We start from the raw sequence: 24,507 nt of genomic DNA on the forward strand, positions 1-24,507 counted from the left end.
CATACTTATAAATAATTAGTGTGACATAATAAATCAAAGAGGTGGATTACGATGACACAATTCGTTTATGCATTTAATGAAGGAAATATTTCAATGAAAGATTTATTAGGAGGAAAAGGGGCTAATCTTTCAGAGATGAAACGATTAGGTTTGCCTGTTCCTGATGGTTTTACTATTACAACAGAAGCATGTATGAGTTATTTAAAACATAATGAACAATTACCAACTAAAGTTAAAACACAATTAATTGATCATTTGGCAGCTTTCTCTGAGAGAACTGGAAAATCATTTTCTTCTGATGATCATTTATTATTAGTTTCAGTACGTAGTGGAGCAAAAATTTCTATGCCTGGTATGATGGATACAATTCTCAATTTAGGTTTAAATGATGACAATGTAGAGAAACTTGCACAGAAAACCAATGATGCTCGTTTTGCTTATGATTGTTATCGACGATTATTACAAATGTTTGGGGAAGTGGTTTACGGTATTCCTATGATGGCATTTGATACATATTTTAATGATTTTAAAAATAAGCATAGTTATCAGAGTGATGCAGAAATACCTGCAGAAGGACTAAAAAAAATTTGTGAGAGATATAAAGAGATTTATCGAAAAGAGGCTTATAAACCGTTTCCACAAGAACCTTTAAAACAATTAGAAGAAGCTGTTGAAGCAGTATTTAAATCATGGAATAACGATCGTGCTCGCGTTTACAGAGAATTAAACGACATTCCGCATGATATTGGTACAGCTGTAAACGTTCAAGAGATGGTCTTTGGAAATAGTGGAGCAAAAAGTGGAACAGGTGTCGCATTTACTAGAAATCCAGTGACTGGAGAGAATCGATTATTCGGTGAGTACTTACTGAATGCACAGGGTGAAGATGTTGTAGCTGGTATTCGCACACCCAAGGATACAGAGACATTAAAAGAGCAAATGCCTGATGTACATCAAGAGTTTGTTCAAGTAACCAAACAACTTGAAACGCATTATAAAGATATGCAAGATATTGAATTTACCATCGAAAATGGCAAATTATATTTATTGCAAACACGTAATGGAAAACGTACAGCTAAAGCAGCAATTAAAATCGCTGTTGATTTAGTTCACGAAGGATTAATTAGTCGTAAAGAATCCGTATCAAACGTAGATGTTAAATTCATCGATCAATTGTTACACCCTAATTTTAATGAAGAAGGACTAAAACAAGCGACCGTTATATCTAAGATGGGCTTACCTGCGAGCCCTGGAGCTGCAACAGGTAGAGTGGTTTTCTCTGCAGAAGAAGCAAAAGAACAAGCAGATGCAGGCCACAAAGTGGTCTTAATGCGACCAGAAACATCTCCAGAAGATATTGAAGGAATGGTATCGAGTGAAGCAATAGTAACAACACATGGTGGAATGACATCACATGCCGCAGTTGTAGCAAGAGGTATGGGTAAATGTTGTGTGACTGGATGTTCAGATGTCGAAATTGATACAGTGAATAAAACAGTTTATTATCCAGATGGTAAATTGCATGAGGGAGATACTATATCTGTAGATGGCTCAACTGGTGACTTATATTTAGGTGCAATTGAGACAGTAGATGCTGAGCATAGTGAAGAATTCGATCAATTTATGTCATGGTCAGAAGATACTGCACGTCTTCAAGTAAGAATGAATGCAGAGACACCTCAAGATATTAAAGCAGGATACGATTTCGGGGCAAAAGGAATAGGATTAGTTCGTACTGAGCATATGTTCTTTGGACCAGAACGATTGATTGAAATGCGTCGTTTCATTTTAGCTTCAAATCATGAAGAGCGTGTTCAAGCGCTAGAAAAGATTAAAACATATCAAGTAGAAGATTTTGAAATAATCTTCAAATTATCTCAAGATCGTCCTACAATAGTACGTTTACTTGATCCACCATTACATGAGTTCTTACCATCATCTGAAGAAGATATTCAAAATGTGTCTCAACAACTTGATGTTTCACCAGAATTATTGCGTAAACGTATTGTAGATTTGAGCGAAGTGAATCCAATGTTAGGTCACAGAGGTTGTCGTCTAGCAGTGACGTATCCAGAGTTATATGAAATGCAAGTTGAGGCAATTATAGAAAGTGTCTTAAAGCTACAACAAGAGGGTGTGACGTGTCAGCCAGAAATTATGATTCCTCTTGTTTCATCTGTAGAAGAATTTACAACTTTAAAAGCACGCTTAGTTAACATGATAACTCAATTAGAAAATGATTCTCATCAACGCGTAGAGTACTTGATGGGGACAATGATTGAAACACCAAGAGCTTGCTTTATTGCAAATGAATTAGCACAATACTGTGATTTCTTTAGTTTTGGAACGAATGATTTAACACAATTAACATTTGGTTTCTCAAGAGATGATGCAGGAAAATTCATAAATGTGTATACTGAAAATAACATTTTACAGCTTGACCCATTCCAAACACTAGATACGCAAGGTGTAGGTCAATTGATTCAACTAGCAGTTGAACAAGCTAAACGTACTAAACCAGAAATTAAGATAGGTGTTTGTGGAGAATTAGGTGGAGATGCTAAATCTATACGTCAATTTAATCAATGGGATATTGATTATGTGTCATGTTCACCATTTAGAGTGCCAGGTGCGATTTTAGCAACAGCTCAAAGTCAAGCGGAGGAAAGCGAGCGATAAGGTGAAGGGTAATAATCAAGTTTTAAAGTTATTTATTGTTTCTGATTCAATTGGAGAAACAGCACAACGTATGATACACGCAACATTGACACAATTCCCAAATTTAACACAAGTAGAAATTAAGAAATTCCCTTACATTAAAGATGAACAAGAATTTCTAAATATATTACAATTATCAGAGGAACAACATGCTATTGTTGCAACAACATTAGTGAGCGAATCATTTAATGCTTTAGGCCACTTGTTTGCTAAAGAACATAATATTCCTTATGTGGATTATATGTCAGAGTTAATAAGTATTATTGAGCAACATGCACATGAGACACCTTTAATGGAAAGTGGTGCTTTGCGTAAACTCAATGACGAATATTTTAAACGAATTGAGGCTATTGAATATTCTGTTAAATACGATGACGGTAAACACTTTACTGATATAGGTGAAGCGGATGCTTTAATCGTAGGGGTATCCCGTACATCTAAAACGCCATTAAGTATGTATCTGGCAAATAAAGGATATAAGATAGCAAATATTCCGCTCGTGCCTGAAGTAGCGATTCCAGATAATGTCTTTCAACAAAAAGGCTTAAAAGTATTTGGATTAACTGCGAGTCCAAAATATATTGCAAATATAAGACGTAATCGTGCAGAAACATTAGGTTTATATCCGGAATCTACGTATAACAATTTAGAGAGAATAAAAAATGAATTGTCATATGCAGAAGAAATTTTTAAAAAGTTAAACGCAACAGTGATTAACACTGAATATAAATCGATTGAAGAGTCTGCATTTTATATAGAGAAATTTTTAATGCAACGATAATTATTCGAATTCAAAAAAGGATGGATCTAAGTGTCATAAAATTGTCAAAATCTCAGTTTTAGTAATTTACATTTTATGGGTGTTGTTTTAACATAGTAATGTAGTAGCTATTGAAGAGCACTAATATTCTAGTATTTAGAGAGTTGGGTACTGATGCAATTGATATAAATAGCTCTTTAATAAGCTGGTGTGAAAAATAATACTTAAGAGGTGAACAGCATGGCTAAGTCTGACAAGAAAGACGTCGTTTTAATTGGTGCCGGTGTACTAAGTACAACATTCGGTTCTATGTTAAAAGCGATTGCGCCTGATTGGGATATTCATTTGTATGAACGTCTAGATCGTCCTGGTATTGAAAGTTCAAATGAACGTAATAATGCAGGTACAGGGCACGCAGCTTTATGTGAATTAAACTATACAGTTCAACAACCTGATGGTTCAATTGATATTGAAAAAGCTAAAGAAATCAATGAACAATTTGAAATCTCTAAACAATTTTGGGCTCATTTAGTAAAATCTGGAGCAATTAAAAATCCAAGAGATTTCATTAATCCATTACCACATATCAGTTTCGTTCGTGGTAAGAATAATGTGAAATTCTTAAAAGATCGTTACGAAGCTATGAAGAAATTCCCAATGTTCGATAATATCGAATATACTGAAGATATCAAAGAAATAAGAAAGTGGATTCCTTTAATGATGAAAGGCCGCGAGAATAATGGCGGTTACATGGCTGCAAGTAAAATCGATGAAGGTACAGACGTTAACTATGGCGAATTAACTCGTAAAATGGCTCAAAATCTTAAAGATTCATCAAATGTAGAAGTTCAGTACAATCATGAAGTTGTAGATTTTGAACGTTTATCTAACGGTAAATGGTCAGTTAAAATTAAAAATCGTAACACTGGTCAAGTCTTTGAACATCAAACTGATTATGTATTTATCGGTGCTGGCGGTGGCGCTATACCACTATTACAAAAAACTGGTATTCCTGAAAGCAAGCATTTGGGTGGATTTCCAATTAGTGGTCAATTTATTGTTTGTACTAACCCACAAGTTATTGATCAACACGATGCCAAAGTATATGGTAAAGAACCACTAGGCACACCACCTATGACTGTACCTCACTTAGATACACGCTATATTGATGGCGAAAGAACATTATTATTTGGACCATTTGCAAACGTTGGTCCTAAATTCTTAAAAAATGGTTCTAACTTAGATTTATTTAAATCAATTAAACCATATAACATCACAACTTTACTTGCATCTGCAGTTAAAAACTTACCATTAATCAAATACTCAATCGATCAAGTATTAATGACTAAAGAAGGTTGTATGAACCACTTACGTACATTCTACCCTGAAGCTCGTGATGAAGATTGGCAAGTGTATACTGCAGGTAAACGTGTTCAAGTGATTAAGGATACTGAAGAAAACGGTAAAGGATTTATCCAATTCGGTACAGAAGTTGTCAACTCTGAAGATCACTCTGTTATCGCATTATTAGGTGAATCACCAGGGGCATCAACTTCTGTTTCTGTAACATTAGAAGTAATAGAACGTAACTTCCCTGAATATACTCACGATTGGGAACCAAAAATTAATAAAATGATTCCATCTTATGGTGAATCATTAATTCACGATACTCAATTAATGAGAAAAATCCGTAAGCAAACCTCTAAAGATCTTGAATTAGGTTTCTACGATAAAACAAAATAATTAAATCATTATATGAGTCTGGGGCCCTAACAAAGAGAATTTCATCCAGAAATTCAACAGATAAAGCAAGTTGAGGGTCGTTGTGGGAGTGAGACAGAATTCAATATGAATTCTGTCTCACTTTTTTTATGTCTAAATTTAAATAAATGCCATTTTTTAAATACATAGATATCTATATATTCAAATTAATAAAATATTATTGAAAATATATAAAATAATTAGTTTTTAGTATATACTAAACTTATAAATATTTTGATATATATTTATATTTATTGGGGAAGCTTATTTATAAAAACTTTAAAGAAGAATGAAAATGAGAAAATATTTGGAGATTTTATTTATTATGATTACTATTGTATTAGCAGGTTGTTCACATAGTTTTGACGGTAATAAATCTTCATCAGAAAAATCAAAAAATAAGACGGATGTAGCAACTGAATATACTAAAGAAGACGAGTATAAAGATTTAGAAAAGAAAGTCAAGGAATTTAAACAAAAGCCAGTTCTTAACAAAATCGATGCTCTTATAACAGAGGAAAGTTTTACTAACAAGACTGGATTGCAAGGTTGGGAAGACTATAAAAGATTAATGGATAAGGTGACACTCGCAGATTACAAATATACTAAAGAATCTAAAGGATCCTCTATCGAAGAAGTCAATAAGTTTTTTAAAGATAAAAAAGGTGTCAAGACTAAAAGAATGAAGAGTGGGCAAAAAGGTTTTAAGCATATCAATTATATGTATGTAGATCGTGATGGCAAGAAAACGGGAGATAATAAGCTACCTATGTCCTACGCTCAAATTTTAGCAACATTCAAAGATGTTAAATAAATAGCTACTAATATTCAACCAGGCTTTTTTGCTTTAGATAAAAAGAAAATGGTTAAAGCTAAGGACTTGGAAGAAGTTAAAATACTGGAAGACTTAACTTGTTTGAAAGATCCCAAAGCGACATCTTATGGTATTTTACAAACAAAATATGAAGTAAAGCCATATACGCAAGTTTCGATATTAGGAAGTGGTTCTGAAAAAGAAGGAGATATATCTGATGCAATATTAGCCTATTATCTATTTTCACCAACAGAATTAGATAGTGATGATAATCATAAATATATTGAATTGCTTCAGCGCCATTTTTAAATGCTCAAAATGATTTCTCATATTATCAACTTGGCGTATTTAAAAAATTATAGAAAGTAGTATGTCATTCGATGATTAATTAAGGATTAAGATTTGTCTATAATATCAAAAAACCGTGTGGTCAAATTAGTACAACACACGGCTTTTTATATTTGACTAAACAATTTAGTGTTGTTTAGTTACAACATTCGCTTTGAATGGATAACTTAGTTTTTGTTTACAGATGCATCATAGATAGAATTTACAGCATTACCTAAAGCTTTATCAAATTCTTCTTGTGATTGGCTAGCACGTAAGTCACTAGCTAATGCACGTGAGAAACTTGCGATTAATTCGTCATTGTCTTTTAATAATTTGTTAGCTTCATCTCTGCTGTAACCACCAGATAATACTACTACACGTACAACATTAGGATGGTCAGCTAATTCTTTATATAAGTTAGCTTCAGTAGGAATAGTTAATTTTAACATTACTAATTGATCATCGTTTAAAGAATCCAAGCCTTTTTTGATTTCCGCTTTTAAAACTTTCTCAATTTCAGCTTTATCTTTAGCGTTAATATTAACTTCAGGTTCGATGATAGGTACTAAACCTTTAGCGATGATTTTTTTAGCGAATTCAAATTGTTGTTCAACAACGTCTTTGATTCCTTGTTCATTGAGTTCAAGGATGTTTGAACGCATTTTTGTACCAAAGATATGGCGTTCATTTGCACGATCCAATGTTTCATCTAAGTCATCAATAGGTTTCATTAATTGCACACCGTTTTGCTCTTCAGCAAGACCTTTGTCGACTTTTAAGAAAGGAACAACATCTTTATCTGCTAAATAGTCTCCAGTGTATTTACCTTCAACTTCACGATCCATAGTTTGTTCGAATAAAATTGCACCTAAGATTTTATCAGGTGAAAATGAAGGTGAAGTGACAACGCGAGTACGCATATCATGAACAAGTTGGAACATTTCATCTTCATTACTATATTGGTCTTCGTTCACACCATATTCTTTAAGTGCTTTAGGTGTACTACCACCACTTTGGTCCAATGCAGCAATGAATCCTTTACCATTAGTCATTTTTTCTAATTGTTCTTTATTCATACTTTCCACTCCTTAATATAGCTTTCAAGTATAGTATGATAAAAATTATCATTCATCTCAAGTTTTTCTACTCGAAAAATATGAAAAATAATTCTTTAGTTGTAAAAAAACATATTTTCAGGGTGTAAAATTAACCTCACTTTATAGTTCAATAAGTGACCATAAAATGTAAACGTATACTTGCTTCTAATAGTTGTTTGATACTCACTATATTATGTAAAAAAATTAAAGGAATATAATTAATTTTTTTAATTTTTATATTTTTATGATATCTTATATACAAAATAACATTTTTATTATTAAATAGGTAAATAAAATAGTAAGATTCACACGAGTTAATGATAAAAATGATTATTGAAAATATTGGGGGCAAAGGGTATGAATAAAAAGCAAATGTTAGCTTTGATTGCGACAAGTACATTAATATTATCTGCTTGTAGTAATAATCGAGGGCAACAAAGTGATTCAGATAATAAAGAGGAACAACAGTCATCACAAACTGATAAATCTCAAAATCATGATAAAGTTAAATATCCAAAAGGTGGTGTCAAAGGTATTTATGTTGCAAGAGGTTCTACCAAAGAAGAAAAACTGGATGAATTGATTAAGTATGTTAAAGATTCTAAATTAAATGCCATGGTTATCGATGTTAAAGATGATAATGGAAATGTCACAATGAACTTCAATACTGGCAATAAAGATATTGATAAAAACTCGTTGAATTTAAAAGAAGCTAAATCATTGCTTAAGAAATTGAAGAGAAATAATATCTATTCAATCGCTCGTATAGTGCCGTTTAAAGATAGTAAATTAGCTAAAGAACATCCTGAATGGTCTTTCAAAGAAAAAGATGGTTCCGTGTGGGAAAATGGCAAGGGCGATAGTTTTGTTAATCCATTTATAAAAGATGTTTGGAAATACAATATAGCTGTTTCCAAGATATACAATTTGATTATGTACGTTTCCCTGAAGGTTTTGAAAATGAAGCTGAACACCTTGATTTTTCTAAAGGTGATTATAAAAATAGTGAATTAAGTTCAGGAGATCAACGTGTTGATACTGTAACAAAATATCTTGAATATGCGCAAAAAGAATTGCAACCATACAATGTAAAAATTTCTGCGGATGTTTTTGGATATTCTGCATTAGTAAAAAATGCACCAGGTATTGGACAAAGTTTTCCTAAAATTTCTAAAAATGTGGATGCTATTTCATCAGTGATTTACCCATCACACTGGAGTTCAGGAGATTTTGGTCTTGAGGATCCTGATACAGAACCATATAAAACAGTTAATCGTTATATCAAAAAGGAAAACAATATTCTTAATGATTTAGGTAACAAAAAGCCTAAAACAAGACCATGGATTCAAGATTTTACTGCTTCTTACTTAGGAGAAGGAAAGTATAAAGAATATGATGCTCAAGCAATTTCAGATCAAGTTCAAGCGCTGAAAGATAATGATGTTGATGAGTTCTTAATTTGGAACGCTGCGAATGATTATACACAAGGTCCTAACTTTAATCCTAAGAAAGAAAAGGTCAAAGATTATGAACGAGATGACTCAGATAAAAAATGAATAAGATTTCTGAGAACAATATTTGATGGTTTAAAAGATTGTAGTTTTTCAATAATGAATAAGAGTGGTACAGAATTCATTATAAATTCTGTACCACTCTTTTTTTTTATCATTGATGAAGAGCAACCAATTTAAAATAACATTTTGTCACTACCAAATGTATCTCCTAAAGCTTGTTGAGCAAGTACATTGAGATAGTTCCATGGACGATCATAGTCAGGTTGGAAGAAGAAATCTTGCACAGCTAGTTGTTCTAACGTAAATCCAGCAGATATTGCCACAGAAATAGTATTAATTGAAGCTGTTACATCTTCAATAGACATCACTTGCCCACCTAAAATTTTATGACTATCCTCATCATAAATAATTTTCATGTGAATGGTCGTTCCATCTTGCATGAATTTAGGATGGATTAATTCTTCTACATATTTTTGACCTAAATGACCATCATAGCTATCTGTTTCTGAACCATGCACACCAGTCTGACCAAATTTATAATCAAATAATTGTAAACCAGAAGTACCAGAGACACGAGGCATTGTCATATCTTTACCAACCATGTTTTTAGCTGCCACGACACCTTGACGACGAGAATTCGTTGCTAATGCAATATAACGATCTTCTTCAATTGGTGCAAATGGAATAAGTGTAGCGTCACCACCTGCATACACATCTTTTGCAGATGTTTGTTGACGATGATTAATGTTAATAATACCTTTTTTACCTAAGTCTACTTTACCATCTAACCATTCAGTAGCTGGTGTGACACCAACTGCAAATAATACCGTATCCGCTTCATATTTATTTTTATCAGTTACAACTGTAGTGACATTACCATTGTTGTCACCTTGTAGAGATTGAACTGTTTCTCCACCTTTAAATTGTAAACCATGTTGTTCAGCATTTTTTTTAGAATATTAGTAAATTCTTCATCTAAATACGTGTTTAAAATGCGATCTGTAATATCAACAATTGTTGTATCAATACCGGCTTTAGCAAACGCTTCAGCAGCTTCGATACCGATATAACCGCCACCTACGACAACAGCTTTCTTAGATTGAGACATACGTTCTTTTATTTGGTCTGCCCATTCACGACCACGCATAAATAGAACATTATCGTATTGATCAATATCTTCTACTGGTGGAGTAACAGGTTTGCCTCCTGGACTTAGGAATAATTTATCATATGTGTATTCTTTAGATTGACCTTCTTCTTCAACAGTAATCGTTTTATTATTGGTATCGACGTCTGTAACTGTACTATTTGTATGAATGTCGACACCTTGTTCTTTATATGATGCTGCAGAGGCATAGTGCAACGAATCAAGAGATGGAGAAACATTTTCTAAATAGCTTTGAATACCACAGGATAGGAATGATGGTTCATCAGCACTTTCAAACACCTGAATCTCAGCGTTAGTGTCTTCTTTAAGTAATGTTTGAATCACTTCATATCCAGCATGTGAAGTACCTACAATAATATATTTCATATGCTATTCCTCCTCATTTATATCAATGCTTTAGCATTATGTCTAAATCAATATCTGTACTCATAAATTTACCCGGGTATTTTTCATCTATTCATTCTAAGCTTTGAGTATCTCTCTTTTTCAATAAATCGTCAAAAAAATGGGAGTGAGACAGAATTCATATTGAATTCTTTGTCTCACCCCGGCAACAATCCCCAACTTGCTTTGTCTGTTGAATTTCTGGATGAAATTCTCTTTGTTAGGGCCTCAGACTATAGTTGAAAAAGCTTGATATAAGCGTATTTTCAATTCAGTCATCGACTACCAATATGCGAAAAATAACTGAACAATGATTGATGTCCCAGGCTCATTTCTGATTAATTGTACTATGTTTTTATGAGATTTTACTTGAATGACGACGTCGAACAATCAATAATCCACCAACTAATAATGATGAACCTGCAATCACATTGTTGAAAAGTTGATTTGATTGTTTACCTGTGTCTGGCAATGTATTTTGAGTTTCTTCTGGTAAATCGGTAGATTGCACATCTCCCACGTAGAATGAATTAAGTTCTCTTGTTGAATCAACTGCTGGTTCTTTATGAAAGGCATGTTGAGGTGCGTGATAAGATTTAGTGGTAATTCCTTGACCTGTATAACAATTACCAGTACTTAAACTACTGTAATTTCCAAAGTGACCACTTTTATATTGTACTTCACCGTCTTTAAAAACTTTGTAAGTGCCGATGTCAGCGTCAGATTTATTATTAACACCTATTTCGTAATAGTCCCCTTTATCTTTCACGGCTTTAAAATTTTGTAAGTTGGGATTGCCACCGCTATCTTTCATAGCTTGCATAGCTATATCTTTTGCATTGTTAGCTGTTACCTCATCCGCTTTTGCTTCTGTCACATTTGTACTCGTAAACAGTAATGTTCCAGTTAAAACAGTTGTTGCAATAAGAGAAACCTTGTTCACAATGATAACTCCATTTCGAATATAAGAATTTAGAAGTTGAATGTACGCCTTTACAGTTTTAGTGTACCACCTGAATTTAATCAGTATACCGGTTTAAATGAATTCACAAATAAACTTTAAGGTATGTTAAAGAAGTTAATAAACACTCATCATTGTTCACAATCTTTGGATATTTATTGATATAGATATAAATGATACATTAATTAAAGTTGATTGTGTTTTAAAAGAGAAATAAATGTATGTTTTTAAGACAATCTATTTTATAACTAATTTATAAAATGGTACAATTTTATATAATTATATATTTGTTTTGAAAAAGGGGATGTTAGCAATGAAAAAGATTGCAAGGGCGTGTTTAGTCACAACATTACTAGTAAGTGGTTGTAGCCTAGGAGATAGCAATGATAATAAAGGGAGTTCCAAAGTAAGTGATGATAATCATCAAAGCTCTAAGAAGAACAATGAATCACAACATAAAGGTATAAGTAACGAAGATAATAATATCAATTCTGAACAACAAAATACTTACTCAGATACATATTACTCTAAAGTCTGGTTAACTGCGCTAGATAGTTATAGAAATAATAATGACATTCAGTTTGATGACTTAAAAATCCAACATGCTGATGCATCAGGAAAGTTGCTTGACCCATATCATCCTAAGGAGTCAGCAAGATTTCCAGAAGGTACGGAATTATTATCAGCAAGTGTGAGTGCTGCTGGAGCAGTTTTCTATAAAAATAATGGAGATGGTACAATAACAATTTATAATTTTCCATCACAATTTCAAGGTAGTTGGCGTAGTGCAGATTATTCAAAAAAAGAGTCTCAACGTATTATCGATGAAGCGCAAACAGTGAAGCTATATGATGCTAGTGATAGTGAAATTAATCAAATTAGTGTGCTAATGTCTTCAGAATCAACAAGTTATGGTGATCCAACTGACACGAAATCTAACTCTGAGAACGATGATCATTTAGACAATCTTATCGTAACGCGTAGTAACGTTATTGATTTAGTAGAAGAATACGAGGGTCATAAATTAGATATGAGTACGTACACTTATAAAGAACCTGAAAAGGGTAGTGATGGTAATTGGGGCTTCTCATTTACTGATAAGGATGGACATTTAGATGGTTCATAAATTGTTGACCAAGATGGTGTGGTTACTAAATATGATGGAAATGGAGATGAAGAATAATCACCATCAAAAAGGAGAACCAAAACGTAATGGCGTTGCTGGTTCTCTTTTTTTAAATTATGATTATATATGTTTCTTAGCAATAGTTGGAAGACAAATGGCCATTAATACCATAAAAATAATATGTGCAACCATCCACCAACCATACTCGCTCCAACTAAATGTAAAAAATGAGCGCTTTGCAATTGTTATTAAAAGTGGGTACAAGATGATAAAGATAAAAGATAAGGGAATATAGGCTAAATGATATAAAGGTCTTGAAACTAGGTAAATAACTAAAAAAACAATATAAATAACGAAACCTATACTTAAATGAATTAGCCCTTCAATAATAGTAGGAACTTTTTTAGGATCTATAAGAAAATCAATGTTGAGTAGTAATTGAGTGAGATGCGTATATTGCAATACGATGTCCATTACGATTGTTGTAATGAGTAAAACACCACTAATTAGAATTGCTACTAGAAAATGATAAAAATATCTTAACCACATATGATATTCCTCCATTATTATCTTATTTAATATATTCCCAATGAATCATATGATTATACATTAAATGATGTAGCGCCAGATAAATAATAAATTGACAAGATGGTAATACTTTTTAATTTTTCAGAAAATATTTATAAATCAGAAAATTATTAGTATATTGATTACTACAATATTATAAGGAATTCATTTTAAAATTGGTAACAGTTGGGATATAAAACTTAAAATACTATGCCAAGTAAGGAGAATGGATGATAATTCATAAGGAGGGTGAGTTTATCATGAGTAAATCAGTAAACCTCATTAATGAAGATAGTGAATATTTCGCGAAATCAGGTCGCATTAAATACTATCCTCTAGTAGTTGATATGGGTATGGTGCGATAGTTGTTGATGTAAATGGTAAAGAATATATTGATTTATTATCAAGTGCGAGCTCACAAAATATTGGACATGCACCTAAAAAGATTACTGAAGCAATAAAGAGTCAAGCAGAAAAGTTTGTTCATTATACACCTGCTTATATGTATCATGAACCACTCGTACGTTTAGCAAAAAAGTTATGTAAAATTGCACCTGGAGATTACGACAAAAGGGTTACTTTTGGCTTAACTGGTTCTGATGCCAATGATGGTATTATTAAATTCGCACGTGCTTATACTGGGCGACCATATATCATTAGTTTTACCAACGCGTATCACGGTTCAACTTTCGGGGCATTGTCCATGTCAGCAATAAGTTTAAATATGCGTAAACACTATGGTCCGTTACTGAATGGTTTCTATCATATTCCTTTCCCAGATAAATATAGAGGAATGTTTGAACAAGTTCAACCTAACACAGTAGAAGAGTATCTTTCGCCTTTAAAAGAAATGTTTGCTAAATACGTTCCAGCAGAGGAAGTAGCTTGTATTGTTGTTGAAACGATACAAGGAGATGGTGGACTACTTGAACCAGTACCTGGTTATTTTGAAGCCCTTCAAGAAATTTGTCATCGTTACGGTACTCTCATTGGTGTAGATGACATTCAGCAAGGTTTAGGGCGTGCGGGTACTTGGAGTTCAGTTGAACACTATAACTTTACCCCAGATTTAATTACATTTGGTAAATCTTTAGCAGGTGGACTACCTATGTCAGCTATCGTGGGGCGAAAAGAGATTATGGAGAGTCTAGATGCTCCTGCACATTTATTTACAACTGGTGCGAATCCTGTGAGTTGTGAAGCTGCTTTAGTTACACTGAAAATGATTGAGGATGAACACTTACTTAAAGCTGCAATTGACAAAGGAGTATATGTACGTCAACGTATGAATCCATGGGTAAAAAGCTATAATAGTGTCGGAGATGTTCGTGGTGTAGGATTATCTATAGGAATTGATATCGTTTCTAATAAAAAAGAAAAAATAAGAGACCCAGAGGTAGCATTAAAAATATGTAACTATTGTTTTGAACATGGTGTTGTAATTATAGCTGTGGCAGATAATGTTTTAAGATTTCAACCTCCACTAGTGATAACTTATAATCAACTTGATAAAGCATTAGATACAATTGAAGAAGCACTGAAAGAATTAGAACAAGGTCATTTAAATCATTATGAAGTAACTGAGCAGGGTTGGTAATATATGAAATTTAGCAGTAAATTAATCTGAAGAAGTTCAAAAATATTTACTTAAAATTAAAAAAGCAAGTGAATTTTATTTATCAATTATTAGAGATATACAGCAAAAAAACGACTAATATAATTGTTAGTAGCTTTTTTATTACTCTTATACTTTAAACCATATTGTTTAGTATGTTAGGTTCTTTAAACAAGTATTTTTATGTTTCAATTTTAGAAGACTTATTTATCTAATTTTACTGTTTTTACCTCTGGTATTTGAGGTAGGAATGCATGCTTAATTTTTATAAATAATGCAGCTGGCTTTCCATTGATATCAATACGATAGTAACCTATATGTTCACTTCCTTGATTACCAGATTTTCCATCGATAAAAATTTTACTTTGTTTTTTTAAAATTGATACGGTTTATTATCTTTAGCAATCTCTTTTAATTTCTTAGTATCTGCATGTTTAACATATTTATTTAATTGCATTTCACTTGAATGACACGCCCATGAATCAAAAAAGAGAAAATTCACAAAAATATAACAAATTATTAAAATAATGATTATACCAATACCATATAATAACTTTTTCATTAAAGTTCACCTAGTTTTCGGAAAAATTTAGATTTTTTGGAAGAAGCGTATATTTAATTTTACAATTATCGTAGGATATTCTTTTTATTTTAACTCATAACATTTTATTGTCGAAAATTATGTAGTTGATAATCATTATTTTATGCATGAGTTTGCATAGATAACATAATCGTTATCTCTAACGTCATTATAAATTTTTTAAGGTGATTGTTTAAAGCTTCTCCAATATATTTTAATGCCTTTACGATAGAAGGATTTACATATAAATAGTATCATACATTCAAAACTAACTGGACGTATAAATATAAAATGAAAAAACTTTAAAATATTAATGATGGATTTATTTGTATCGTATTAATAGTTGCAGTTTATGTTATTGGTGTTATCACTTATCAAAAATATAAATGCAACACTATTGTGAATAGTATTATAGAGCGAAAAGGATGAAAAGAAATAAATGTAATGATGGATGAGTCTGTAAAAGATATAGTTTCTAAAGGACAACCTGATAGTGAGTATGAATATATTGTGGGACCATTACCAGCACAGTGGACAGATGATAAAGAATATAAAATGTGGGGTGAAACACATTTAGCAAAAAAGACGTCTTATTATAAATCTTTTGGATGAAGAACCCTACATCAAATCATTAAAATATAGAGATGTATGTGCTTTTTTATCTAAATTAAAAAAACGGCGAGTGAATTTTATTCACTAACCGTTAAGTAATATTATGATTTTATTTAGGAATGTGGTACTCTTCTTCTTCATTTTTCTTAGAGTAACTTACTCCGTATATTAAATAAATGAAGATACCAATGATAAACCAAATTAAAGTGTATAACTTAGCTTCGTAACCTAATCCCCAAAATACAATTAATACCAGTACAAATGTAATCGCAGGTAATATAGGATATAAAGGTAATTTAAATTCTGGTAGAGGTAAATCTTTACCTTCACGTTTTCTTAAACGATACATTGCAAGTGATATAAACATAAAGGCTACTAAAGTTCCTGCTGAAATTAATTGCGCTAAAAATTTGAATGGGAACATTGACCCTATAATAACTCCGATAATCGTTAAATGACTAACGCTCTGTTAGGTAAGTGCTTATGATTTAAAGTTCCTAACCAGGAAGGTAATAGGCCGTCACGACCAAATGAATATAACAGACGAGAACCAGCTAACATCATACCAATTAATGCCATAAACATACCTATTACAGAAATAGATTGGACGATTGCGGCGATAATACCGTGTCCACTTTGTCGTAAAGCCCAACCTACTGGTTCAGCGTTATCCGCATATTGTGAATAATGGAACATACCCACAAGCACAAGTGCTACAGAAACAAACAGTATAATAGCAACAATTAATGAACCGAGAATACCTCTTGGCATTGTTTTTTGAGGATTAATTGCTTCTGCAGAGTTAGCTGCAATAGAATCAAATCCTATATATGCTAAGAAAATCATTGATACACCAGCATAAACATCATGCCAAACACCAAAGTCTCCAGTTTCTGTGACTTTGTGTTCAGGGACGAAAGGCACAAAGTTATTAAAGTTGATAGCCATTAATCCGACAATAACAAATAAAATGATTGCCAGTATTTTTAAAATAACTAAAATATTTTCCATGCGAGCAGCTTCTGACATGCCACGTGACAGTAATAATGCGGTTAAAATAATAACCACAGCTGTGATTAAGTCGATAATACCACCATCGCTATCATAAGGATTGGATAGCACTTTTGGTAAAGAAATACCAAGTGGGGCAATCAAGACCTCTTAAGTTAGCTGAAAAACCAGATGCCACAAAAGCAACGGTAATGAAGTATTCAGCTAAGAGCGCCCATCCGGCAACCCATCCAAAGAATTCTCCAAATAAAACATTAATCCAAGAATATGCTGATCTTGCAAAAGGCTTTGTTGAAGCCATTTCAGCATACGTAAATGCAACTAGTCCAGCAACGATTGCAGCTAATTAAGAATGATAATGCAACAGCAGGACCTGCATGTTCAGCTGTAACTACACCAGGTAAAGTGAAAATTGAAGTAGAAACAAATAGTACCTTACTCCTAAAGCAAGAAAATCACGCACACGTAATGTACGTTTAAGATGTCCATCTTTATTTTGATAAATTGTTGGATTCTCTTTTCGAGTAATTCGATTAAAAAAACTAGCCATAAAAAAACTCCACATATAAATAAGTTATCTATTTTGATTAGTCAGGAAAAGGTGTTTCATTTTAACTGTTCTACATCTTCGTTATTATGACTAATACTAGGTAAAATCTAATAATTAATATCATAGAAAAGTGTATTTTTGTCTAAAAATTCTGAAAAAATTAGTAAATTTTAAATTCTAAACGCTTTAATTGATTATAGCAGAAATTTTGAGAATAAAAATAGTTTTCTAGTAAAAAGTACATCCAATTATTTGAGAATTACAAAAAAGTGATGTTAGAAGAGCGATTTTACATATCTTCATTTAAAAGAGTATGATAGGTATAGTAAGTGAAAATTGTTAAGTTTTACATTTTTAATACTTAACATAACTAAAGAACAATTGAGTCAGGGAGTGGGATAAAATTCGTTGTTCCATATCGTTCCCGAACCCCAACTTGTATTGTCTGTAGAATTTCTAAGTGAAATTCTTTATGTTGGGGCCCAGACTATAGTTGAAAAAAGTTTGGTATAAGTGTATTTTCAATTCAGCCGACGATTGACAATGCGTGAAATTACCTGAGACACTGATTGATGTCCCAGGCTCAAAATGTGAGATTGGAGTCATCATTTCTCCGTTAATACAAAATATTATGGGAAACTGCTTTATACTTATAGCTGATATGATTTAATATGTGTTTCAGCATATGATGGTGATTTGATTTGTCGAAGTAAACGAAAAGTTAAGGATGAATAGGAATGGAAATAAAACAAATTAAATATTTTGTGGAAGTTGTACGCCAAGGCGGGATGACACAAGCTTCAGAACACCTATATATTGCTCAATCAACAATAAGTAAAGCAATCAAAAATATTGAAAATGAATACGATATCACTTTGTTTGACCGTTCTCAAAAACAAATTAAACTTACAGATATAGGTCAAACTTTCTACGATAATAGTCTAGAGTTTCTTGCATTATTCGAAAAACTATCCTTAGAAATGAATGATGTTGTAAACGTTCAAAAAGGTCATATTAAAATAGGATTGTCCCCAATGATGAACGTTCAAATGTTTACAAGTGCATTGAATCAGTTTCACAGATTATACCCGAACGTTACTTATGAGGTCATAGAGGGTGGAGGTAAAATAGTAGAAAACTTAACTTCTAATGACGATGTTGATATTGGTATCACTACGTTGCCAGTAGATCATAGTGAATTTCACTCTACACCTCTATATAATGAAGAATTACTTTTAGTAGTAAGTAATGATCATCATCTTTCTCATTTAAATAAAGTGGATATGGCAGATTTGATAGATGAGGAATTTGTGCTCTTTCACGATGATTACTATTTAAAGGATCAAATTATCGAGAACTGTAAAAGACTTGGTTTTTTCCCGAAAACAGTAGCTAATATTTCGCAAATAAGTTTTATAGCTAATATGATTCAACAAGGTATCGGTATTAGTGTTGTTCCAGAAAGCTTATTTAAATTAATGGGATACAATGTTACTGCAATTCAGTTAGAAAATGTTGAGCTTTCTTGGCATTTAGGAGTGATATGGAGAAAAGATGCATATTTAAATTATGTAACTCGAAAATGGATAGAGTTTATTTCTGAACTTGAACCACTATAATGAATGTTTAGCGAAGAGTTAGGGGCGTAAATAACATGTGCACGATTGTTAACAATTTTGTAGTAGCTGACCGCATTGAAAATGCTTTTATATCAAGTCTTTTTCAAAGTTAGTCTTGGACCCCAACATAGAAAAGCATTTAAGTAGTTTTTACAAATATAGTAAGCTAGGATAGGTCAAAGCTATCCCCTAAGAAAGCGAACCTACAACATGAAGTATTGAATATAAAGAAAGCACTAAGTTGATTGAAAAATTAAATTATCTTAGTGCTATTATTTTGGGATTTTAAGTTTTGCCTTGCCTCCTTTTTTATTTATCTGTAAATATTATTTATTATACTTTACAAAAAAATAACAATATAATTTTTGGAATAAATACAATATATTTGTTACCTTGATGTCATAGGCGGGTATCGTCTAGTAGATAGCTTTTCAAATAAACTTAGCGTTTAAAGGAACTATCCAATTGGGGAAAATAAGGCATTTGAAAGACTATAGACTAACTTACATTCCTTTTGTTCATAAAGGATAGGGGCATTACAATTTCCTATATAAACCCCATTCCTTTTATGAATAGTTAACATCGTTATTATGTATTTTATTAATACTTAGTATCGTACTATAATTATTTATGTAATAAAGTTAGTCACTGAGCTAATTACTTCGATAAATTGTTGTAAATTCGTCACTAAAATGACAATTTTTAAATTACATCGAAGTAAAATTCTAGTTATTTTAATAAAAATAATTTAACACAGTTTTGTGTGACTTTATTATGAAGGAGTTCGTTAAAATGAAAAAAATGGGGGAAAAAGTTGTTTTAGTGGGAGACGGAGCCGTTGGTTCTAGCTATGCATTTGCTATGGTAACTCAAGGGATAGCAGATGAATTTGTAATCATTGATATTGCAAAAGAAAAGGTAGAAGCTGATATTAAAGACTTAAACCACGGTGCACTTTATAGTGCTTCATCTGTAATAGTGAAAGCTGGTGAATACGAAGATTGTAAGGATGCAGACTTAGTCGTAATTACAGCTGGTGCGCCTCAAAAGCCAGGGGAAACACGCTTACAACTCGTTGAAAAAAACACTAAAATAATGAGAAGCATTGTAGATAGTGTCATGGGGAGTGGATTTGACAGGTTCTTCCTAATAGCAGCAAATCCGGTAGACATTTTAACTCGTTATGTAAAAGAAGTTACTGGTCTACCAGCAGAACGTGTCATTGGTTCCGGTACTGTTCTAGACAGCGCAAGATTTAGATATTTAATTAGTAAAGAATTAGGGGTAACACCAAGTAGTGTTCATGCAAGCATTATTGGTGAACACGGTGATTCTGAGTTAGCAGTTTGGTCTCAAGCTAATGTTGGAGGTATTTCAGTATATGAAACATTAAAAGAGCAAACTGGTAGCGAGGCTAAAGCTGAAGAAATTTACGTTAATACAAGAGATGCCGCGTACGATATTATTCAAGCTAAAGGGTCAACTTATTATGGTATAGCATTAGCATTGTTAAGAATTACCAAAGCTTTATTAAATAATGAAAATAGTATCTTAACAGTTTCTAGTCAACTAAGTGGTCAATATGGGTATAAAGATGTATACCTTGGCTTACCAACACTCATTAACCAAAATGGTGCAGTCAAAGTATATGAGACACCATTGAGTGATAACGAACAACAATTACTAGAAAAATCAATGAAAACTCTAGATGAAATATACGATTCTGTTAAACATTTAGTGTAAAAGATGAGCATAATGGAAATATGTATTAGAGAAATATAATTTTTGAAAGGAAATGAATATAAATGGCGGATAAACAATATTCTGCAGCACAAATGGTAATTGATACTTTGAAAAATAATGGAGTTGAATACGTATTCGGTATTCCAGGTGCGAAAATCGACTACTTATTCAATGCACTTGAAGATGATAATCTTGAGTTAATCGTTACTCGTCATGAACAAAACGCAGCAATGATAGCACAAGGTATTGGTCGTTTGACAGGTAAACCAGGTGTCGCACTTACAACAAGCGGACCAGGGGTAAGTAACTTAACAACTGGTTTATTAACAGCAACATCTGAAGGTGACCCAGTCTTAGCAATTGGTGGACAAGTTAAAAGAAATGACTTACTTCGTTTAACTCACCAAAGTATTGATAATGCATCACTACTTAAATCTTCAACTAAATATAGTGCTGAAGTACAAGATCCAGAATCATTATCAGAGGTTATTACGAATGCAATGCGTACAGCAACTTCAGGTAAAAATGGTGCAAGTTTCATCAGTATTCCACAAGATGTTATTTCATCACCTGTTAATGCGAAAGCAATTTCACTTTGCCAAAAACCTCATCTTGGAGTACCTTCAGAAAAAGAAATTAATGAAGTCATCGATGCAATTAAGAATTCTAAATTCCCTGTACTTTTAGCAGGAATGAGAAGTTCTAGCCAAGCTGAAACAGAAGCCGTTCGTCGTTTAGTAGAAAAAACTAACCTACCTGTAGTTGAAACATTCCAAGGTGCTGGTGTCATTAGTCGTGACTTAGAAAATCATTTCTTCGGTCGTGTAGGTCTTTTCAGAAACCAAGTTGGAGACGAACTATTAAGAAAAAGTGATTTAGTTATTACTATTGGTTATGATCCAATTGAATATGAAGCAAGCAACTGGAATAAAGAATTAGATACTAAAATCATCAACGTAGATGAAGAACATGCAGAAATTACTAATTATATGCAACCAGTTAAAGAATTAATTGGTAATATTGCTGATACAATTGATATGATTTCTAAACATGTTGATGAACCATTCATCAATCAAAATCATTTAGATGAATTAGAAAGATTAAGAGCTGAAGTTACTGAAGCAACTGGAATTAAAGCAACTCATAAGGACGGTGTGATGCACCCAATTGAAATCATCGAAACAATGCAAAAAGTTTTAAGTGATGATACAACGGTTACTGTAGATGTAGGAAGCCATTACATTTGGATGGCTCGTAAATATAGAAGTTATAATCCAAGACACTTATTATTCAGTAACGGTATGCAAACTTTAGGTGTTGCACTTCCTTGGGCAATTTCAGCTGCACTAGTTAGACCTAACACTCAAGTTGTTTCTGTAGCTGGAGATGGCGGTTTCTTATTCTCAGGACAAGAATTAGAAACAGCTGTACGTAAAAATTTAAATATTATCCAATTGATTTGGAATGACGGACGTTATAACATGGTTGAATTCCAAGAAGAAATGAAATATCAACGTTCTGCTGGTGTAGACTTTGGTCCAGTTGACTTTGTTAAATATGCTGAATCATTTGGAGCTAAAGGACTATGTGTAACTAATCAAGAAGAATTAGAAGCAGCTCTTAAAGAAGGTTATGAAACAGATGGACCAGTATTGATTGATATTCCAGTTAACTATCAAGATAATGTGAAATTATCAACAAACATGTTACCAAATGCTTTAAATTAATATTGTAGCTTAAGAAAGATAAATTAAATTTTAAAAGAACGCACGCTAAGGTAAGTAAATTATCCTTAGTTTGCGTTTCTTCAAGTAATGAATATTAATAGGAGTGAAAAAGATGACTAATGTATTGTATCAACACGGAACACTAGGAACTTTAATGGCAGGTTTGTTAGAAGGAACAGCTTCAATTAATGATTTATTAGAACATGGTGATTTAGGGATTGCTACGCTTACAGGTTCTGATGGTGAAGTTATTTTTGTAGATGGAAAAGCATACCATGCAAATGAACACAAAGAATTTATCGAATTAAAAGGTGATGAAATGACACCTTATGCAACTGTTGCAAAATTTAAAGCAGATTCAAGTTTTAACACATCTAATAAAAATCAAGATGAAGTGTTTGAAGAAATTAAAAAAGAAATGATAAGTGAAAATATGTTCTCAGCTGTTAAAATATCTGGAACATTTAAAAAAATGCATGTGCGTATGATGCCAGGTCAAGAACCACCATATACACGTTTAATTGATTCAGCACGAAGACAACCAGAAGAAACTCGTGAAAATATTAAAGGATCTATAGTTGGATTCTTTACTCCCGAATTATTCCATGGTATCGGTTCAGGTGGTTTCCATATTCACTTTGCTAATGATGATCGTGATTTTGGTGGTCACATTTTAGACTTTGAAGTGGACGATGTAACTGTAGAAATCGAAAACTTTGAAACATTTGAGCAACACTTCCCAGTTGATGCTAAATCATTTACTGATGCAGACATTGACTATAAAGATATTGCTGACGAAATCAGAGAAGCTGAATAATCATTGTATAACTGTACCTCAATTTCAAAAATGATATGACCTTTAATGATTTGAAGTCGACCCCTAAAGTTGAGATGACCTTTAGGGGTTTTTTATGTTTATACGTAAATTAAGAATGTTTATATTTAAGATGGTAAGCAGATAAAAATGTATATACTGTATCCAAATACGGGGTTTTTAATTGGTGATATCTCGCACGTCGATAAATATATCCTTGTATAGCATCTATTTCTAGAGGATTCCCATTCATAACGTCATAATACACACTTGTGCCCATTTCATTAGGGTAACCAGCATAAATATTCATAATGTCTCCAATGATTGTTTCGTTAAAATAAATACCTTCAGAGTAAGCCACTTGAACGCCATCAGCTAATATATGACGACATAATTCAGTCATATGCGGATACTGCAAAACTTTTGTAGGTTGATGTACTAAAGCAGTGATAGAATTGATACCAAGATTAACAAGTAATTTGTACCAGATTTTCATTTCAATGTTTGGTTCTAAAGTCACATTCAATTTTGAACCAATAATTTCATTCTTGAATTGGCGGGTAAGTGTGTTATCTTGAATATATAATTGATAATCTCTGAAATGTTTGATTTGATGATTGATTTTCTGTCCACTTATATAAACGACGGCTTGAAAAACGTTTGGATATGGTATTCTTTCAACTTGCCCATAACCATTTTGAGCTAATATGATTAATGAATCTTTATGAGCGATCGTAGATAGTTGCTTTATAACAGAATCTAGTTGATGAGTTTTTACCGCGATAATAATGACATCAAATAGTTGCTTCACTCTATCATATGAGGTGACTTCAATATCGAATCTGTGAGTTGTATTTTCTGGGAAATAAGACATTGTTTTATCATAGCGACCTATTAATTGTGTTTCTGGTAAAACTTTTTTTATTTCAGCTGCAATAGTTGTTCCGACAGCACCTGGACCAATAATAGCGATTGTCATAACATAATTCTTTCCTTTCTCGTAACGATTCATTATACTATTGCTAATAATATAGGA

Annotated in this window: 14 protein-coding genes and 6 pseudogenes; 12 read left to right on the top strand and 8 right to left on the bottom strand. The window is 32.5% G+C overall.

Annotated elements, in window-relative coordinates:
- Window positions 1-51 precede the first annotated feature (51 nt).
- The 4 genes and pseudogenes from ppdK to DYE57_RS01555 all read left to right on the top strand — a co-directional run bounded on the left by ppdK (window position 52) and on the right by DYE57_RS01555 (window position 6,441).
- A complete protein-coding gene (ppdK, locus tag DYE57_RS01540) occupies window positions 52-2,679 on the top strand; it encodes a pyruvate, phosphate dikinase (RefSeq protein WP_115312615.1) in 2,628 nt (875 codons plus the stop codon).
- A 1-nt stretch (window position 2,680) separates the two neighbouring features.
- Window positions 2,681-3,499, top strand: coding sequence for a pyruvate, water dikinase regulatory protein (locus DYE57_RS01545; protein WP_115312616.1), 819 nt, complete (start codon window positions 2,681-2,683; stop codon window positions 3,497-3,499).
- A 219-nt stretch (window positions 3,500-3,718) separates the two neighbouring features.
- Window positions 3,719-5,221, top strand: a complete 1,503-nt coding sequence (lqo, locus tag DYE57_RS01550; protein ID WP_115312617.1) for an L-lactate dehydrogenase (quinone) — start codon at window positions 3,719-3,721, stop codon at window positions 5,219-5,221.
- 313 nt (window positions 5,222-5,534) lie between these two features.
- Window positions 5,535-6,441, top strand: a pseudogene (locus DYE57_RS01555) (hypothetical protein).
- A gap of 127 nt (window positions 6,442-6,568) precedes the next feature.
- Here DYE57_RS01555 and DYE57_RS01560 read toward each other — a convergent pair.
- The gene (locus DYE57_RS01560) at window positions 6,569-7,459 is read right to left on the bottom strand and encodes a fructose bisphosphate aldolase (protein ID WP_115312618.1); all 891 of its coding nucleotides are present in this window, start codon (window positions 7,457-7,459) and stop codon (window positions 6,569-6,571) included.
- 378 nt (window positions 7,460-7,837) lie between these two features.
- Here DYE57_RS01560 and DYE57_RS01570 point away from each other — a divergent pair.
- Window positions 7,838-9,036 (top strand): annotated as a pseudogene (locus DYE57_RS01570) (putative glycoside hydrolase).
- A gap of 131 nt (window positions 9,037-9,167) precedes the next feature.
- Here DYE57_RS01570 and DYE57_RS12680 read toward each other — a convergent pair.
- The 3 genes and pseudogenes from DYE57_RS12680 to DYE57_RS01585 all read right to left on the bottom strand — a co-directional run bounded on the left by DYE57_RS12680 (window position 9,168) and on the right by DYE57_RS01585 (window position 11,489).
- Complete coding sequence (locus tag DYE57_RS12680) at window positions 9,168-9,596, bottom strand: NAD(P)/FAD-dependent oxidoreductase (RefSeq protein ID WP_338014860.1); 429 nt, start codon at window positions 9,594-9,596, stop codon at window positions 9,168-9,170.
- Window positions 9,597-9,674: 78 nt separating this feature from the next.
- Window positions 9,675-10,528 (bottom strand): annotated as a pseudogene (locus tag DYE57_RS12170) (NAD(P)/FAD-dependent oxidoreductase); the annotation flags it as partial.
- 373 nt (window positions 10,529-10,901) lie between these two features.
- Window positions 10,902-11,489, bottom strand: coding sequence for an LPXTG cell wall anchor domain-containing protein (locus DYE57_RS01585; RefSeq protein WP_115312619.1), 588 nt, complete (start codon window positions 11,487-11,489; stop codon window positions 10,902-10,904).
- A gap of 331 nt (window positions 11,490-11,820) precedes the next feature.
- Between DYE57_RS01585 and DYE57_RS01590 the strand changes: the two genes are divergently transcribed.
- Window positions 11,821-12,633 carry a hypothetical protein gene (locus DYE57_RS01590; protein ID WP_115312620.1) on the top strand — a complete coding sequence of 271 codons (813 nt, stop codon included), beginning with the start codon at window positions 11,821-11,823 and terminating at the stop codon, window positions 12,631-12,633.
- Window positions 12,634-12,753: 120 nt separating this feature from the next.
- On the opposite strand, the gene DYE57_RS01595 is transcribed toward DYE57_RS01590, so the two are convergent.
- Window positions 12,754-13,182 (bottom strand): hypothetical protein, encoded by a 429-nt coding sequence (locus DYE57_RS01595; protein ID WP_115312621.1) that lies wholly within the window; start codon window positions 13,180-13,182, stop codon window positions 12,754-12,756.
- Between the two features lie 278 nt (window positions 13,183-13,460).
- Here DYE57_RS01595 and DYE57_RS01600 point away from each other — a divergent pair.
- Window positions 13,461-14,797 (top strand): annotated as a pseudogene (locus tag DYE57_RS01600) (aspartate aminotransferase family protein).
- A gap of 221 nt (window positions 14,798-15,018) precedes the next feature.
- On the opposite strand, the pseudogene DYE57_RS01605 reads toward DYE57_RS01600, so the two are convergent.
- Window positions 15,019-15,377, bottom strand: a pseudogene (locus DYE57_RS01605) (hypothetical protein).
- Window positions 15,378-15,839: 462 nt separating this feature from the next.
- On the opposite strand from DYE57_RS01605, the gene DYE57_RS12175 reads away from it, so the two are divergent.
- Window positions 15,840-16,007 carry a hypothetical protein gene (locus DYE57_RS12175; RefSeq protein WP_232619699.1) on the top strand — a complete coding sequence of 56 codons (168 nt, stop codon included), beginning with the start codon at window positions 15,840-15,842 and terminating at the stop codon, window positions 16,005-16,007.
- A gap of 109 nt (window positions 16,008-16,116) precedes the next feature.
- Here the strand turns inward: DYE57_RS12175 and DYE57_RS01615 are convergent.
- Window positions 16,117-17,568 (bottom strand): annotated as a pseudogene (locus tag DYE57_RS01615) (APC family permease).
- Window positions 17,569-18,305: 737 nt separating this feature from the next.
- Between DYE57_RS01615 and cidR the strand changes: the two are divergent.
- The 4 genes from cidR (at window position 18,306) to budA (ending at window position 23,474) form a co-directional block, all read left to right on the top strand.
- Window positions 18,306-19,187 carry a cidABC operon transcriptional activator CidR gene (cidR, locus tag DYE57_RS01620; protein ID WP_115312622.1) on the top strand — a complete coding sequence of 294 codons (882 nt, stop codon included), beginning with the start codon at window positions 18,306-18,308 and terminating at the stop codon, window positions 19,185-19,187.
- Window positions 19,188-19,979: 792 nt separating this feature from the next.
- On the top strand, window positions 19,980-20,930 hold the full coding sequence (locus tag DYE57_RS01625) for an L-lactate dehydrogenase (RefSeq protein WP_115312623.1): 951 nt from the start codon (window positions 19,980-19,982) through the stop codon (window positions 20,928-20,930).
- Between the two features lie 62 nt (window positions 20,931-20,992).
- Window positions 20,993-22,657: an acetolactate synthase AlsS gene (alsS, locus tag DYE57_RS01630; protein WP_115312624.1), complete on the top strand. Its 1,665-nt coding sequence runs from the start codon at window positions 20,993-20,995 to the stop codon at window positions 22,655-22,657.
- 112 nt (window positions 22,658-22,769) lie between these two features.
- Complete coding sequence (budA, locus tag DYE57_RS01635; protein WP_115312625.1) at window positions 22,770-23,474, top strand: acetolactate decarboxylase; 705 nt, start codon at window positions 22,770-22,772, stop codon at window positions 23,472-23,474.
- Between the two features lie 109 nt (window positions 23,475-23,583).
- Here the strand turns inward: budA and DYE57_RS01640 are convergent, their stop codons facing one another.
- Window positions 23,584-24,450 (bottom strand): oxidoreductase, encoded by an 867-nt coding sequence (locus DYE57_RS01640; protein ID WP_115312626.1) that lies wholly within the window; start codon window positions 24,448-24,450, stop codon window positions 23,584-23,586.
- Window positions 24,451-24,507 lie beyond the last annotated feature (57 nt).

Source organism: Staphylococcus saccharolyticus (assembly GCF_900458815.1).
GTDB lineage: Bacteria > Bacillota > Bacilli > Staphylococcales > Staphylococcaceae > Staphylococcus > Staphylococcus saccharolyticus.